Below are 15,273 nucleotides of genomic sequence, written 5' to 3'. Positions count from 1 at the left end.
AAGAGTCATTATCCATGTCCCAAGCAGAAAATCACGCCGACCTCCAGATCGTCGGCATGCGTTGTGCATCATGTTCTTCTCGTCTGGAAAAAGCATTGAATCAGCTGCCTGAGGTCACTGCAGTGGTCAATCTGGCCACCGAAAAAGCCAGCGTGACCTTCGATCCCAACCATACAAATGTGGACGAACTCATCAAGGCGGTGCGCGATACCGGTTTCGATGCGCATGTATCACGCGATTTTGCCGCCGAAAAAGCGGACCGGCTCAAAGCCTACCAGCAGGAAAAACTGCGCTTCTTCATATCGTTGGCGCTCATCGCGCCGATGGTGCTGGAGATGCTGCTGATGCCGTTCGACATCCATCTCTCGCTCCCGACCTGGGCGGCATGGATTCTGGCTACGCCCGTGCAGTTCTGGATCGGTGCCCGTTTCTATCGCGGTGCCTGGGCCAGCATCAAGCATGGCAGCGGCAACATGGACTTGCTGGTGGCATTGGGCACCAGTGCCGCCTATTTCCTCAGTGTCGCCATCGTCATTTTCGACATCCACCAGCCGGTCTATTTCGAATCCAGTGCGGTACTCATCACCTTGGTGCTGATGGGTAAACTGCTGGAAATGGGCGCCAAGGCCAAGGCATCGAGCGCAATCGAGAAGCTGATCCAGCTCCAGCCCAAGATCGCCCATGTGGAACGCGACGGGCAGATCCTGGATGTCTCGGCAGGTCAGCTGCGGCCGGACGATATCTTCATCGTGCGCCCCGGCGAGAACGTGCCGGTGGATGGCGTGGTGCTGGAAGGCGCCTCCACCATGGATGAAAGCATGCTGACCGGCGAGAGCATGCCGCAAAGCAAGCAGGCGAACGACAAGGTCTACACTGCCACGCTCAACCATCAGGGCATGATCAAGTGCCGCGCGACCGCCGTCGGCAGCCATACTCAGTTGGCAGCAGTGGTGCGGCTGGTGGAACAGGCCCAGGGTTCGAAGGCGCCCATCCAGCGACTGGCCGACAGGATATCCGGCATCTTTGTGCCCGTCGTATTGGTGCTGGCCACCCTCACCTTTTTCGTCTGGCTCAAGGTGGATGGCGATATCTCTTCTGCGATCATCAATGCGGTCTCGGTGCTGGTCATCGCCTGCCCTTGCGCATTGGGTTTGGCGACTCCCGTCACCATCGTCGTCGCCAGCGGACTTGCGGCGCGCGAAGGGATATTGGTCAAGGATGCGGCGGCACTGGAACGCGCGCATAAACTTGCCGTGCTGGTACTGGACAAGACCGGCACGCTGACCGAGGGCAAACCCACCCTTACCAGCCTGCGCCCGAGCGCAACCAGCAGCGTGGGCGAATTGCTGCGCATCGCCGCAAGTCTCGCGCAGCATTCCACGCATCCGCTGTCCGGTGCAGTGATGGAACATGCGCAAGCACAGGCGACGATGCCATTGCCGGTCTCCGACTTCGAAGAATCGCCCGGCAGCGGGCTGCGTGCGAAACTCGACGGCATCCCCTACCTGCTTGGTTCCCCGTCCTTCATCACACAACAAGGTATTGCGCTGGACGATGGCTCGATACTCGGCTTGCAGAAACAAGGCAAGACAGTGATCGCCATTGCGCGCGAGCAGGTGTTGCTCGGCTATATCGCTTTTGCCGACAGGATACGCCCCGGCAGCCGCATCGCCGTGGCGCGTTTGCGCGGGATGGGCATCCGTGTAGTGATGCTGAGCGGCGACAATCAGGCCACCGCCAAGGCCATCGCCGAACAGGCAGGCATCGAGGAATTCATCGCCGAAGTCTCGCCGCAGGACAAGGCGCGTTATGTCGCCTCACTCAAGAACGACAAGACACTGGTCGGCATGGTCGGCGACGGCATCAACGATGCGCCGGCGCTGGCTGCCGCCGATGTCAGCTTCGCCATGAAGAACGGCAGCGACATCGCCATCGAGGCGGCGGATATCACCTTGATGCGCAACGACCTGAACAGCGTGGCAGATGCCATCGACCTGTCGCACGTGACGCTCTCCAAGATCCGCCAGAACCTGTTCTTTGCCTTTGCCTACAACGTGCTGGGAATTCCGCTCGCCGGGCTCGGCCTGCTCAACCCGATGATCGCAGGCGGCGCAATGGCGATGAGCTCGGTATCGGTGGTCAGCAACGCGTTGCTGCTGAAAAAATGGAAGCCCGGTGAACCTGTGCCCGATTCGGAGGTCGAAAAAACGGTTGCAGTAAATACCGAAACGTCACTATCTTCCCAAGGAACGACATCATGAACGGAAAATTCATATTTCTATTGGCCGCCCCGCTGCTTTTTGCAGGCTGTGCCAGCGAAAAAGGCGGCGACGTCTATAGCCGCGACCAGGTGCAACAGGTGCAACACTTCAAGGTCGGCACCGTCGAAAGCGTGCACAAAGTACGCATCGAGGGTACGCAAAGCCAGGTCGGCACGACTGCAGGTGCCATCGTCGGCGGTATCGCAGGCAGCGGCGCCTCGGGCGGCAAGACCGGACAAGTCGCAGCCGTCCTGGGGGCCGTGGTCGGCGGTATGGCTGGCGCGGCGGCTGAAGAAGGCTATACCCGCGAGGACGGCAACGAATATTCCATCAAGCTGGAAGACGGCAGTTACATCTCGGTCGTACAAGCCGTCAGCAAGGACATCGATATCAAGGCCGGCGACAAGGTACGCATCATCGAGAACGATGGTGTGACTCGCGTCGTTCCGTTCTGAGCTGATCGCCAAATGAAAACGGGGGCTGAATGCCCCCGTTTTTTATTCCTTGCAACAACAGTCTAGAACTCTCTTTCGGCCTGCCCCTGCATCGAGGACGATGCGCCCAGATCGGCAGACAATTTCAAACCACCCATTACGCCAGGCTCGTTCGCCTGCAATTTAGGGGCGAACTGCGCCACAACGACCCTGTTGCTGTTCGCGATACTTTCGGGCTTTGCACTCGAACCTGCTCCGCCAAACCACAATCCGGCACATAACAACAAGGATGCAACCAGGGCCGCCTGGGTGAATCGGTTGATGCGATGGGTCCTGCTCAGCCTTTGCAGCAACTTGCCTGTTTCCAGTTGCGCCTTGGCTTGCAGCAATTCTTTGCGTACTTCTTCGGTCAGGCCGCGTTCGATCTTTTCGCTTTCGTAAAACGCTGCGATGGCCTGCTCCTGCATTGCGATCTGCTCGTTGGCGGACTGATGCGCCAGCAATTCGGCAAAATCGCGTTGACGCGCCAGTTCGGCGGCATGTTTCTCGGCAGCGATGCGGCCTTCCATCGCTTCGATCTCCAGCCGTTCCGCTTCCAGGCGCTCATTGCAGGTGGCACGGAATCTTTCCTCGGCTTCCCGGTTCTGTTGGGCCAATGACAGATACTCCTGCTCCAATGCCTGGTTATGTTGCTCAAGTTCCAGCCTGGCAGTCTCTTCACGCTCACGTTCCTCAATGAGCAGTCTGGTCTCTTCGGCTACGGCTATGCGCTGGCGCACTACGGCAGCCACTCGTTCTGATGCCGCACGCTCTTCCGCGTCCCTGTTCTGCTGATCCAGCAACAGCTGCGCTGTCTCCGCGCGTTCGCGCTCCTCGATACGACGCCGGGTCTCCTCAGCCGCAGCAAAGCGCTGGCGTGCCTGCATGACGGCAGCAGCTTCCGCCTGCATGGTTTCCTCTTCGGCCTTGATGGCGCGTGCCAGTGATTCGGCCTTCAACTTCGCCATATTGAGTGCGCGCATCTCGATCTCTTCTTTCGCTCTGGCTGCCGCGATGTTCTCTTCCGCCAATGCCTGCCTGGCAACAGCGGCCTCTTCGGCGCGAACTTCGGCAGCGATGCGCTCGTTGTCGGCTTCGATGGCACGCAAGTCAGCATCCATGCGGGAGGTGATCTTCTCGATGGCCTCGTTCTCGGCAAGCACCTTTGCTTCGGCTACACGGATAGCTTCCTCTTCCAGTTCCTGGCGTTGTCTATCGGCTTCGGCGGCGCGGCGGTCGGCTTCGACGCGTTGCAGCATTGTGGCAATGGCTGCTTTTTCCGCAGCCAGCTTTTCTTCTGCCGCAAGACATTCTTCCACCATCAGTTGCGCGCGCTGTTCGGCCAGGGGCAAAGCGGCGTTGATCGCATCCAGCTTCTTTTGCAGTTCATAGGTTGCCAGTTCATCGGCCTTGGCTTGCGCCTGTTCTGCTGCAAACAGTTCGGTTTCCAGCTCGACCTTGCCTTCGGCGATGCTTCTGGCGCATTCCGCCATCTCGTAGCGTCGGTTGGCCTGCTCTATCGCTTCCGCTTCGGCATGAACCTGCAACTCGATGGCTTGCGAAGCGCGCATATCGACTTCGGCACGGTGCTGTGCCATCACCGTCAATTCCCGCTCCGCCTGCAGCTTGACCTCGGCGGCACGCTTGGCTTGTTCCTCTACCGCCAACAGATCGCGCGCTTCCAGCTCGATCTGCTTCAATACGGCGTTCGCCTCTTCACGTTCCCTGATTGCCAGCTGTTCAGCTTCCACGCGAGATTCCAGCAGCTTCAGCATCTCCTGTTCGGCTTGCAGTTTCCTTTCTGCGGCAAGTCTTTCTTCCTGTTCTGCCTCGACGGCCTTTTGGGCGATCTCGGCAGCTTTCAATTCGGCTTGCACCCGTGCCGATGCTTCGGCCTGGGCTTGTTGTTCGATCTTGATGCGCAGCTCGACTTCTTCGGCGGCCTTGCGCTCTTCATCTGCCCTTGCCATCGCGGCACGCTCGGCATCCAGTTCCGCCGCCACCCTGGCCTGAGTCTCGGCCAGTGCCAGCATTTCGGCGCGGACGCGCGCATTCATCGCATCCTGCGCCGAGTTCTCGGCGGCAAGCTTGGCATTGACCATCGCCAGCGCCTCTTTTTCGGCCTTGAGCTTGTTCTGCACGGATTGCGTCAACGTTTCTTCGGTGCGGGCCTTTTCCTGGGCAAGCAATGCCGCCTCGCGATCCAGTTGCGCCTGCCGCTCCAGTTCGTTACGAAGGCGCTTTTCAGCAGCCAATTTCTGTTCCAGCTCGGCTTGGGCCTGTCGCTCTGCTTCCAGTTTTTCGCGCACGGCGTCAGTAAGACGTTCTTCGGCCTTCTTCTTGGTATGCAACACTGCCGCCAGCTCGCGTTCGTGATCGTGGCGCGCTTGCACTTCACCGGCCAATTCGGATTCGGCACGGGTACGAGCTTCGATCTGTTCGGTCAGTTCGCTTTCCTGGCGCACCTTGCCCTGCAATATGGCCCGCGCATGCGCTTCGGCACGGGCACGAGCCTGCACCGCCAGCTGCGCTTCGATCTCTGCTTCGATGCGCCCGCGCGATTCGAGTATCGCTTCCGACTCGACGGGATTTTCTTCGCCACGGGAAGAAACCAAGCGGATGTTTTTCAGTGCAGACATGTTCCACCTCTTTCACTTTGGGATGCCAAGGGCATCGGTTCGACGCTAAAGTAACAGGTAGAACTTTGGTTGAAGCGTGGAATAAAGGCAGAAAAACAGGCTATTTTGAGAAGCAGGAGATTGCCGGCAGCACACCCATCCCTGCAGGCAGGATGAGCGTGTCGTGTTCTGCGATCAATAATCGCGGCGCGGTGCGGTGTATTGATCCCCGGCAAAGACCCATGGCGGAGTTCGTCCAACCAGAGTCTCGATGAGCATCAACTCCTGGTCAGTGTGGTTGATGAAGCTCGCACGGCGGATGTTCTGTCCGGGTTGCTGTCCAGCCAGTATGTACAGGGGCTTGTCGTGATGTTTCGACGCCACCGTATCCCTGCTGGTCGGGTCATCATTCGCTTCCACATCGGTCAGGCCGTAACAAGTGCAGAAATAAGTCTGCTCCGGGTCCGATTCGATGTAATAACCCGTTCCACGGATACCGATGGTCGCAGTCGATGTGCGAATCTGAGTGCCATTGCTGCGCGAGACGGTAAGCAGCTTTCCGGTAAGCATGCGGAATCCCTGGATGAGATAGGAAGCCAGCCCCTCCTCTTTGCCTTCCAGCGTCAGATGGCTGTTCTCGCGCATGAGCATGGAGGTGCCTCCCACCACGAACACGATCTCGCTTTTGGGCCCGGTTTCGACCGTGTCGTTGGGTTTGATGATGGTCGAAAGATTCGCCTCTTGGCCATTCACTTTCGCCGTACCATTGATGCGGTAGATGGATTGCCCCGCAGGCAGCTTGCTCGGCGGCGTACCAAAGATGCTGGCGGCGAGTGCGGCCCTGTCTGTCAGTGCAGCGGAAAACGCACCCGCAGCCAACGCCTTGATCAGCACCCTGCGGCGAGGATCATCTGCTTCATCGAATCGACTCATTTGAACTCCTTATAGTTTGATCACTTAATAAAACCGCATCAGTACGGTGCCCCGTTCGATATCCAGTTCAGGAACAGATCGTAATTTGCGCGAAGCGGATCGCCGGGCTGCAATTTGTCTGCAGAAATCTTATTTACCTGGTCCCCGAATCCGCTTTGAACTCCGCCATTGTGATGGTGCCCTGAAGGCTTGCGCAACAGCGGGCTCCCCGATATGTCGGAAAAATTGATACGCCCGCGTACTTCGGTGTAGAGCCATAGATCGTCTGTCGCGTCTACAAGCCCATCCCCGTTTCGATCTACATTGGCATAGATGATCGGTGAAGGCGGCAAATTGCCCGCAGGTGCAGGAGTGTGGCAAGTGATGCACTTTCCCGCCCCCGCCGCCTGCAGCACAGCCTTGATATCCGAAAAACGTATCGCTGCAGGCGCCGGTGTCAATGCACTGTTCACCACGAGGGTCAATACGACCGGAACGCTTTGGACTGTACCTTTGCTTGCCACCAGCTGTACTCCGTAAGTACCGTTCGCCGTTGCATTGAATGTCGTCTGCACTCCCGTCGCCACGCTCAATGTCGCTGCACTTCCCGGATTGGAAACGATCGACCAGCTGAATGTATCGGCATACATGCTGCCTGCAGCGGACAAGGTGGTCGCCCCGGTCGACACGGTGCGATTCAGTCCGGCATCGGCGATAGGACGGCCCGGCAGCAATGGCGCGCTCGCAGCATCAAGCACTGTGTAACCCTCGTTCTGCAAGAAGGTGTTCATGGTGTTGTACATGCTTGGCGTCGACCAGTATCTGCCGTACAGGACTTTGGTCAAAGGCATGTTTCCGCGCTCGATCACATGCTCCATGATGCGATCGGCCGAAGTCTGAAAGGCCGTAAAGTTGGAGAAATCGGCATCCGACTGCTGCCCGATGCCGCGCAGGATATGACACATGCGGCACGCAGGCTGCACCACGTTCTGATACAGCGTCGTCTGTCCCGCAGCCACCCACGAGGCAGGGACATAATTATCGGCATAGGCGGGATTCGGAAGACCGTTACCGCCATACGCTGCCTTGACGATATCCGCCGCACCGCCCTGCCATTCATCGAGCGTTGCAACGTTACGGCAGGTATCTTCCGCATAACCCGTTGGTACCACACTCGAAGTCGGCAACGGATAGGTACACAGTACCCACTGGTTCAATGTCTTGATGGCTGCTTCCTGGTCCGGACGGGTCTTGCCAGCCAGCGTAGAAAAACTGAACGTATCCGGCTCGAAGAAGTGCAGCTTGCCCTTCAGGTCACCGCGCACCCCGCTCGCAGGATTCCCTACAACTGCGAACAGCTGATTTCCAAATGCATCGGGCGGCGTCAATGGATCGCCGCGGCCACCATGGCAGCCGGTGCAGATCCCCGGCATGGCCTTGTTTCCGCGCCCATCCAGATTAGCCGCAAGCAGCCTTGCTCCGGTGACCGGATCGAAAGTGAAATATTTGGCGAACGGTGCCCCACCAGCAGGACCGGGACTGAATTCGATGGCATTGGTGCCGATATACCAGCGCTGGTCGCGTGCAACTGCCGCATCCAGATTCAGACTTGAATAGCCATAGCCGGCTGCGGACCAGACCAAGTAGTTATCGACATAGAACGCGATGGTGCCATCGGTGTTCTTTCTTGCCGTCACATAACGGCCATACCCCAGATCGCGCACGTCTCCGAAAACCGCCTGAACTTCCATGCCAGTGCCGCTGCCGAACCCGTTCGCCGCTTTCCACTTTACCAGCGTATCTTTTGCATTGGTCGGATCGATGGCTGCGTAATACGCTTGAGCATAGGCCTGCGAATCGATGGCGGGAGAGCTCTGCGGATTGGGATACAACAGGAAACTGTCGGGCCCGGACACCGCAACAACCCCTCCCAACGTCGCAGCCGGATATGTATCGCCAGCCCCACTGCCACCTCCGCCGCAAGAGGCCAGCAGAAGTGATAGCACAACTGCACCAACTGCAACCTGGAATAATCTGACAACACCGATTTGAAAAGATCTGTAGTTCATGGTCGTTCCTAGAATGCCATCAGATAAACGATGGCGAGCTGGTTGACTGTATAGTTGAGCGGCGACGCATAAGCCGGCGTCATGTCCGGCGTCGATTGCACTCGACGCCAGGAGATATCCGCGGAATCCTTGTTGCCGAAGCCGATGTTATAGCCCAGGGTGAACAGCACGGTTCGCCCTTTCATCCGGTAATCAAAGAATCCCGCCGAGGCAAATGCATCGTCGCGTACGAAGACGGTTGCGATATCCAGTATCTTCAGCGAGGGCAGCCCGGAAGAGATGATGTCGCCCTTTCGGTACTCTCCGGTCAGGTAGATCGTCTGCCCGACAGCCAGTGCATAGTCGAAATTCATGCGTCCCGATACATCCCGCGTATTGAACACATCGCTCTTGCCTGTATGCGCATTTTCAGCCACCGAGGCGAAGAGATCGATGCGGTCGGTTAGCGGCTTGCGCAGGGTCAGGCCCGCGGAGCTGTGCGTCCCGTCGCGCAAGGTGGATTCATACTGATCGGCCTCGAAGCGTGCGAAGATGCCGTAGGTGGGTGCGCCGAACTCGCCCGAGCTGCGATACATGTATTCGCCCTGCATGCCGCCCGAGACATGTCCGAGTCCTGCGTAATTGCGGAATTTCTCGACATCCATGAATCCGCTCACCGTCAGCCTAGTGTGCCGCGAGACGGCGAACACCAGGCCTTTGCTCACTGTCAGGCTGTAGATGGTATCCGATAGCTTGTCCAGCACCTCGCTGGCGCGACTGACGTTGTCGTCGTAAGCAAATCCGGCTGCAACGAGCAGTCCGGAAGGATGTTCGAGCGATGCGTTGTAACTTTCATCCAGCAGTTCGGCAAGATCGTTTTTGCCGCTGAGCGTTTTGGTGAGACGGAAGTTGATCGACTGATAGTTCTCGAATCCGCTCGAACGCAAGCGCTGGTAGTCGAAAGAAAGCTTCAACTTGTCGCTCAGCAGGAAATCACTGCCCAGGCCAAGGACGACGGCATTGGTATTTTGCGAAGTTCCAGCGATCGAGTACTGCACTCCCAGCAGATCGGCATAGGAAACGGAAGTCTGTCCATTCGTTTCCAGGCCGTGCTGATATTCGAAGCGAGCATGTGGCTGTACCACGCCGAAAGTGGTCTGATGGACAGACTCGCCGCGCATGCCGAAGGTGAGATGCGAGGTGCGCATGTTCTGGCTGGCATAGCTCAGCGCATTGATGCCCGCCCCGCTTTCCGTTCCCGCATTCAGCCGGTCGAAATCGAAATCGAAGCGGCCATACGGCGACCACAACAACCCTTCCTTGTGGTACTCGTAACCGAACGATACAGAACCGAATATCTGGTCGCCGGTGCGCGAGGCCCGGGCAAAATCGTTCACCGCAGCCACATAGCGATTGGTGTTGAAATTCACCTTGCCGTATCCCAGCAAGCCATCGAGGAAGTTACCCGAATCCATCTGGTAGCTGGCATAACCGGCAACGCTGTTGCCGCTGGAAGTGCTGTTCGTACCGTCCGTGCCGATGCTGCTGTTGTCGCGCGCATAGCCCATGCCCATGCCGACGGTCAGCTTCCGGTCCATCCGCTTGTCGACACCGACGCTGATGCCGTCCGTGCTGAATTGCGTATTCACGCCGTCTTGTGTCGTCGTTCCGAAACGCAGGTTGCCTGCAGCCCAGATATCAAGCCTGCTGAACGATTCGTCCTGCGCCGAGCCGACCGCATTGGAGATCGCTCCCAGATTCAAACTCGAAGTCGTTATTGCTCCCGTGACAGCACTCATCAATGTACCGAACAGCGGGCTGGAATTGTTTCCTCCGCTGTTCAGCCGATCCGGCGCAAGCATCAGTGTCTGAGGGTCGTTCGCATAAGCCAGTACGGTGCCCGGTTGCCAACTGTTGAAATAGTTTTGCGTCTGACCGGGAGCCGCCCCCCCGGCGGGCGCAGGAGGAGGTCCGGAATCTGCAGGGCCTATTGGGCTTCCCGTGCCTGCAGGAGATGCACTGGCCATCGGATAGTAAGCCGCATGATGGCGCGATTCCAGGCGTTGCTGGAAATTGAACACTTGTGCCATGCCAAAACGTTTGACGGTGGCCGTCTGGATATCGACCAGTCCGGTCACGTGTGCATCCTTGGTTGGATCGGGACGACCGGAAACCGTCACACTCACTGCGGCGGCGGCTGGCGATACTCCTCCAGCGTTGTAAGCAAGATATTTGAAGCTGTCCGAACCGAAATAATTCGAGTTGGGTGTGTAGGTCACCCTGGTCCCGGACACGCTTATCGTGCCATGTGCAGGCTGCACCGAGATGCTGACACCGGTGACCCCTATGCCTGTAATGAACGGTGCCAGATCAAGTGTTGCGGCCGTGTTGAGTTGGGCCGTCAGGCTTGCCGCGCCAGCTGTGGGTGGCAGGTAAGTGATCGAGAAGGTCTGCGTGACTTGTGCCGCCGTAGTCCAGTTTGCATTGCCAGCCTGGTTCGCTGCAATGGTACAGGTACCTGTGGTCACGCCATTAACAGTCGTACCTGCTGTCACCGTGCATACGCTTGAGGTCAGGCTGGTGAAAGTTACAGCCAGGCCAGACGATGCAGTGGCGCTCACGGTACCTGTGCCCCCCACATTCACCGCTGGCGCAGTGCCGAAAGTGATTGTCTGGTTACCTTGTCCAACGGTAACGTTCTGGGATGCCTGCGTAGCAGCCTGGTAATTGGTGTCACCTGCCTGGTTGGCATTGATGGTACAAGTACCCACCGCCACACCGGTGACGACATTGCCGCTAACAGTACAAATACCGGTCGTTGCGGAACTATAGGTAACTGCAAGTCCTGACGTTGTTGTCGAACTTAAAGTAACTGTGCCTCCCACCACCAAACCTGTCACCGCCGTCATGTTGATGCTCTGCGCGATCGGATTGATGGCAAATGATTGGGTGACTTGCGTAGCCGGGCTGTAATTGGCTGTACCAGACTGGTTGGCCGCAATGGTGCAGGTGCCACCGGCTAGGCCGGTAATCACGCCGGTGTTGCTCACCACGGAACAGATCGTCGGCGTTAGCGACGAGTATGTGACCGGCAACAGCGTCGGAGTGGAGTTGGAGGTGACTTGCGAAGTCGCGCTGACCGAACCCGTTCCCTGGTAACTCACGGTCGGTGCAGCGCCCCATACCAGAGTCTGGCTACCGATGGTGATGGACACGTTCTGGGTCACCCGGGGGGCAGCAGAATAATTCGCGTTGCCCGCCTGATCGGCAGTGACCACGCAGGTTCCGACGCCAGTGCCGGTGACGGCACCTGAAGATGCGTTCACTGTGCAGATCGTGCTGGCACTGCTCGTGCCGTAGGTCACAGCCAATCCTGTAGCCGTGTTCGCAGCAGAAGTAGAAGTAGCGCTGGCGTTTGCAGTGGTACCAACGCTAATGGATGGCGCAGCGCCGAAACCCAACGTCTGTCCTGTCTGCAATATGGAGATCGAGGGGAAAGTGAGCGTTGCCGGATTCAACACACCAGTCACGCCTGCCACGTTGCCGACGATGGTACAGTTATTCGTTCCTCCAGCCAGTCCGGTAATGACTCCAGTCGTCAGGCCCACGGAACATGTAGCAGGCGTGTTCGATGTGAAGGTCACGGAGGGAGATGCTGTAGCAGGTGTGGCCGAATTGCTCGCCGTGGCTGAAATGGTCCCGGTACCGTAAGTTGTCCCCGCAGGCTGGTAGTAAACTGCGGTAACCGTACCAAGCGTGATGGTCTGTCCATACAAACCAACTGTGATGTTGACCGCCACTTGTGTTGCTGCGTTGTAGTCGGTCGTCGCATTCTGGTCGAGCAGTATGGTGCAGGTCTGCCCGCCCGTTGATGCGGCGGCAGTAACCAAGCCCGAGGCTGAAACCGAGCAAACAGATCCGGTGCTGGTGGAATACAAAATGGGGTTCGCCGTATTGGAAGTCGGGTTCAATTGTCCTGTACCGCCGGTGGCCACTGTTGGCACGGTGCCTGCCGAGATGGTTTGTGTACCCAGCCCGATCGAGACATTCAGTGCCTGTGGCGTGGTGACGGCAGCATATTGCGTATTGCCAGCCACGGTCGCGTTCAATACGCAATTGTTGGTGCCTGCGTGCAGACCGGTGAGCGTGTAGGCGCCAGGCGATCCCGCCAACGTACATTGCGATGTGGTGGTATTGGACAAAGTGACTGCAAGACCGGAAGGAGCCGTGGGCGAGATCGCAACGGCGCCCCCCCCCACCACCACAGAGGGCACGGGCATTGTTATGGTCTGCGAAGCAAGGCTCACGGCAAACGAGGTGGTTTGACCACCGGCCGTGAGCGTCAGCCAGTTGGTATTGCCCGCCTGGGCTGCCGTTATGGTGCAGGTTCCCGCAGCGATGCCGGTGACGGTCGTGCCCGCCACCGTGCACACGGAAGTCGTCTGCGAAGACAGCGTGGCAGTCAGGCCTGAATTCAGCGTGGCGCCTACGGTAGCGGTTGCATTGTTGGCATAGAACGGCAAGGCCGGCGCAGTCCACGTCGTGACTGTCTGTGTACCTTGCGCGATGGTGGTGCTGTAAGGTGCTGCGGTTGCGGCATCCCAGCCGGCTGCGCCCGCGGCCACCGTGGTGCCCGCCTGGTTAAGCGTGTAGGTGCAGGCGCCCACGCCCACGGGCGTGATGGTGACTGTTGCCGATGCGCCCGTATTCACGGAAATGGCGACATTGCAGATGCCCGCAGCGGAAGTATTGGTCACGGTGATCGCATTTCCTGAGCCGCCGCCGGTGACGCCGAAACTGCCGCTAGTGCCCATGGCGACCGAGGCCGGCGCCGTGCCTGCGATGGTCTGGCCCGCATTCACGCCTATGGTGAAGGAGGCGCTGCCGCCGGTAGGGCTGGCCGAAGCGTTGGTCGCGGTGATCGTCGCGTTGTAAACGGTTGGCGTCGCGGGTGCGGGCGCCGTACCAGACACCACGCCGCTATTCAGGTTGACAGTGATGCCCGGCGGTAAGCTGGTACCGGTGTAGGTGGTGGTGTCCACCAGAAAATCCTGCCCAGCGGCGGCAACGATCTGGTAGCCGGGGCTATAGACTTGCCCGTGCGTGAGGGTGATGGCTGCGGGAGCCGCCAGCACGGGCGTCTGGAACGAGGCGAAATATGCCGACATGTTGCCCGAGTTCGTGGCATTGGCGGCGAAAGTGATATTCGCCGCAGGCATGCCGCCTGGCGTGCCGAAAGTGTTGGCATTCGTGCCGATCAGGGTAGACGAGGCGCTGTACGTTCTGTAGGTGGTGTTGCTGGTGGCTGCGGCGGCGTATGTCTGGTAGACCGAGGCGGCGAGCGCCGCAGTAGGTGCAGTGTGACAACCGGTACACCCGCCTGTCGCACCCGTGAAGTCCGAACTGCCGGTGGCCGCCGTGAAACCCACATGCACGCCGGTGGGCGGAGCTGCCGCGAACGCAGATAAATTCGACAAAAGTCCCAATATCAACGTGACGGTCGGCAGGAAATAGTTGCGCACGGTCATCATGTCAATCCCCCAGTATGCGCAAAGGCGTGACCCTGTTGCTAGGCGGGGATGGCTGGCTCGTTCCGGCACTACCGTGGGCGGTGACCGTGAACGTGTAGTCGGTGCCATTGCTCAGCCCTGATACCGTGACCGGACTGCTCGTTCCTTTGGCTGTGATGCCTGCAGGAACTCCTTTGGATAAGACGGTCACCGTATATTCCGTGGCACCAGTACCAGCAGGCATATCGAAAAACACGCGGGCCTGTGCGTTCCCAGCCCTTGCGAATCTGATGACCGGAGTAACCAAAGCCGAAGACTTGACTGCGTTATTGACGGGCAATGGAGCAGTTACAGGTTGGCTGCCCGCTGAAATGGTTGCGGCCGCGTGAGTAGCTGCAATTGAATGTGCAGCGATCTGTGTTGTTGGTACGACTGGTTGTGCGGCAGCAACGGGCGGGACGGCTTTTGCAGTTGGAACATTGGCAGCCTGCAAGGTTACCGTGGCTCCGGCAGCTTTCGTCTGTACCGCAAAAGTCGCGGCCGGTACTATCGAGTTGCTTGAAGAAGAGGCTGGTCCCGTTCCTGCATTGCTGGTCGCAGCCACGGCAAACGTATAGGTGGTGCCGTTGTTCAGGCCCGAAACGACGATAGGACTCACCGATCCTGTAGCCGTGATTCCCCCTGGATTCGAAGTCACGGTATAGCCGGTGACGGTCAGGTCGCTTTTGGGCGCAGTGAAGGTCACCGATGCCTGGCCATTTCCTGCTGTGGCGGCTCCTATGGCCGGTGCTGCCGGTACCCTGAAGAATGTGGCGAAGTATGCTGAGAAATCGATCGCGTACTGGGTCGGCGTGGTTCCCAGCCCCAGCCGATTCGGCGCCATGCCCGCCCAAGTCCCCATCGGCTCATTCGTACTGTGTCCGGGTTCTACCTTGTCGTTGGTGTTGCCATCCGGAATCGTGTACCCAGCATTGGCGGCTTTCGTTATGGCAGCTGGATCGCTGGCATATACCGCCAGACTGTTCGCCGTGGTGTCATAGTCCGAGAATGCCGCATTCTTGTTCGTCTGGGGATCTCCATGACAGTGTTGGCAGGTGTATTCCCAGTTGTACTGTCCTCTTGATGCATCTCCTGCTGCCTGCGCCAACGAACAAGGGAATACCCCAAACTGCAATGCCAGGAACGACGTAAGAATGAAATGGAATAGCCCATTTTCTGATGAAAGCTGAAAGACCGATCTGCCAGACGATCGTCCGGCAGCAGATGCAATAAAACCAACAACTTTGAAATCCATAACCCCCCCTTAGGGCACGAATTTCGCTCGTGCTACAGATCAAACTTCAATCAAGCGTCCAATCGGCGAGTCTGATGCTCGTTATGATCGTATGCTTTGCACGCTTTGCAGACCCCCTTGCGGACATCCGTGGCGAATAATTTTTATTAGTTCACTC

7 protein-coding genes are annotated in these 15,273 nt (G+C 58.3%); 2 read left to right on the top strand and 5 right to left on the bottom strand.

What is annotated here, in order from left to right; translation table 11 throughout:
- Positions 1–14 precede the first annotated feature (14 nt).
- Both SLIT_RS07320 and SLIT_RS07315 read left to right on the top strand, forming a co-directional pair.
- Positions 15–2,261 carry a heavy metal translocating P-type ATPase gene (locus SLIT_RS07320; RefSeq protein ID WP_013029609.1) on the top strand — a complete coding sequence of 749 codons (2,247 nt, stop codon included), beginning with the start codon at positions 15–17 and terminating at the stop codon, positions 2,259–2,261.
- Complete coding sequence (locus tag SLIT_RS07315) at positions 2,258–2,716, top strand: outer membrane lipoprotein (protein ID WP_013029608.1); 459 nt, start codon at positions 2,258–2,260, stop codon at positions 2,714–2,716. The genes SLIT_RS07320 and SLIT_RS07315 overlap by 4 nt, the downstream gene beginning before the upstream one ends.
- A gap of 62 nt (positions 2,717–2,778) precedes the next feature.
- On the opposite strand, the gene SLIT_RS07310 is transcribed toward SLIT_RS07315, so the two are convergent.
- From SLIT_RS07310 to SLIT_RS15855, 5 genes are all read right to left on the bottom strand, one after another.
- Complete coding sequence (locus tag SLIT_RS07310) at positions 2,779–5,373, bottom strand: coiled-coil domain-containing protein (RefSeq protein ID WP_013029607.1); 2,595 nt, start codon at positions 5,371–5,373, stop codon at positions 2,779–2,781.
- 174 nt (positions 5,374–5,547) lie between these two features.
- A complete protein-coding gene (locus SLIT_RS07305) occupies positions 5,548–6,285 on the bottom strand; it encodes a FecR domain-containing protein (protein WP_013029606.1) in 738 nt (245 codons plus the stop codon).
- Between the two features lie 38 nt (positions 6,286–6,323).
- Positions 6,324–8,180: a hypothetical protein gene (locus SLIT_RS07300; RefSeq protein WP_041420804.1), complete on the bottom strand. Its 1,857-nt coding sequence runs from the start codon at positions 8,178–8,180 to the stop codon at positions 6,324–6,326.
- A gap of 161 nt (positions 8,181–8,341) precedes the next feature.
- A complete protein-coding gene (locus tag SLIT_RS07295) occupies positions 8,342–13,843 on the bottom strand; it encodes an autotransporter domain-containing protein (RefSeq protein WP_013029604.1) in 5,502 nt (1,833 codons plus the stop codon).
- A 1-nt stretch (position 13,844) separates the two neighbouring features.
- Positions 13,845–15,116, bottom strand: coding sequence for a fibronectin type III domain-containing protein (locus SLIT_RS15855; protein ID WP_013029603.1), 1,272 nt, complete (start codon positions 15,114–15,116; stop codon positions 13,845–13,847).
- Positions 15,117–15,273 lie beyond the last annotated feature (157 nt).

It is taken from the genome of Sideroxydans lithotrophicus ES-1 (genome assembly GCF_000025705.1).
GTDB lineage: Bacteria > Pseudomonadota > Gammaproteobacteria > Burkholderiales > Gallionellaceae > Sideroxyarcus > Sideroxyarcus lithotrophicus.
Note: the sequence above shows the minus strand (reverse complement) of the source record. Positions and strands in the feature narration are given on the sequence as shown.

Coding starts and splice junctions, on each gene's coding strand:
- SLIT_RS07310 (WP_013029607.1), bottom strand. CDS start 5,373: ATGTCTGCACTGAAAAACATCCGCTTGGTTTCTTCCCGTGGCGAAGAA.
- SLIT_RS07320 (WP_013029609.1), top strand. CDS start 15: ATGTCCCAAGCAGAAAATCACGCCGACCTCCAGATCGTCGGCATGCGT.
- SLIT_RS15855 (WP_013029603.1), bottom strand. CDS start 15,116: ATGGATTTCAAAGTTGTTGGTTTTATTGCATCTGCTGCCGGACGATCG.
- SLIT_RS07315 (WP_013029608.1), top strand. CDS start 2,258: ATGAACGGAAAATTCATATTTCTATTGGCCGCCCCGCTGCTTTTTGCA.
- SLIT_RS07305 (WP_013029606.1), bottom strand. CDS start 6,285: ATGAGTCGATTCGATGAAGCAGATGATCCTCGCCGCAGGGTGCTGATC.
- SLIT_RS07295 (WP_013029604.1), bottom strand. CDS start 13,843: ATGATGACCGTGCGCAACTATTTCCTGCCGACCGTCACGTTGATATTG.